Origin of the sequence: Gemmobacter nanjingensis (assembly GCF_014652195.1) — a bacterium.
In the GTDB taxonomy this organism is placed as follows: domain Bacteria; phylum Pseudomonadota; class Alphaproteobacteria; order Rhodobacterales; family Rhodobacteraceae; genus Gemmobacter; species Gemmobacter caeni.
In genome coordinates this window covers 1-1217 of sequence record NZ_BMYI01000075.1, presented here as the reverse complement: position 1 = coordinate 1217, position 1217 = coordinate 1, and the positions used below count along the sequence as shown (strand labels likewise).

The window sequence follows — 1217 nt, the reverse complement described above, 5'->3', positions numbered from 1 at the left end:
CTTCGACACGCCGTTGCGGGCGCGTCTTTGGATCATCATTCGATGATCTTCGACACCACGCCGGCGCCGACGGTGCGGCCGCCTTCGCGGATGGCGAAGCGCAGCTTCTCTTCCATCGCGATCGGCGCGATCAGCGACACGTTGAACTTCAGGTTGTCGCCCGGCATCACCATCTCGGTGCCTTCCGGCAGTTCCACCGTCCCGGTCACGTCCGTCGTGCGGAAGTAGAACTGCGGACGGTAGTTCGCGAAGAACGGCGTGTGACGGCCACCTTCCTCTTTGGTGAGGATGTAGGCTTCCGCTTCGAACTTGGTGTGCGGCTTCACCGAACCCGGCTTGCACAGCACCTGACCACGCTCGATCCCGTCGCGGTCCACGCCACGCAGCAGCAGGCCGACGTTGTCGCCCGCTTCGCCCTGGTCCAGCAGCTTGCGGAACATCTCGACGCCGGTGCAGACGGTCTTCTTGGAAGCGCGGATCCCCACGATTTCAAGCTCTTCGCCAACCTTCACAACGCCACGCTCGATCCGGCCGGTGGCCACGGTGCCACGACCCGAGATCGAGAACACGTCTTCGACCGGCATCAGGAACGGCTGGTCCACAGCACGCGCCGGGGTCGGGATGTATTCGTCCACCGCCGCGATCAGCGCGCGGATCGCGTCTTCGCCGATTTCCTTGTCGGTGCCGTTCATCGCCGCCAGAGCCGAGCCCTTGATGATCGGAATGTCATCGCCGGGGTAGTCATACGACGACAGCAGTTCGCGGATTTCCATTTCCACGAGTTCCAGCAGCTCCGGGTCATCGACCTGGTCCACCTTGTTCATGAACACGACCATGTAGGGAATGCCCACCTGACGGCCGAGCAGAATGTGCTCGCGCGTCTGCGGCATCGGGCCGTCAGCCGACGAAACCACCAGGATCGCGCCGTCCATCTGCGCCGCGCCCGTGATCATGTTCTTCACATAGTCCGCGTGGCCGGGGCAATCGACGTGCGCATAGTGACGCGCATCCGATTCGTACTCAACGTGCGCCGTCGAGATCGTGATCCCGCGAGCACGCTCTTCCGGCGCACCGTCAATCTGGTCATAGGCGCGGAATTCACCAAAATACTTGGTGATCGCAGCGGTCAGCGTCGTCTTCCCGTGGTCAACGTGGCCAATCGTGCCAATGTTGACGTGCGGTTTGTTCCGTTCAAACTTTGCCTTTGCCATGGGGGC

The 1217-nt window shown here is 62.4% G+C and carries 1 protein-coding gene; it reads right to left on the bottom strand.

Annotated features, from left to right (window positions below):
- Positions 1–35: 35 nt before the first annotated feature.
- On the bottom strand, positions 36–1211 hold the full coding sequence (tuf, locus tag IE126_RS25690) for an elongation factor Tu (protein WP_054301627.1): 1176 nt from the start codon (positions 1209–1211) through the stop codon (positions 36–38).
- Between the last annotated feature and the right edge of the window lie 6 nt (positions 1212–1217).

What these genes read in the sequence shown, in the direction of transcription:
- tuf (WP_054301627.1), bottom strand. Translation starts at nt 1,211, where the DNA reads ATGGCAAAGGCAAAGTTTGAACGGAACAAACCGCACGTCAACATTGGC.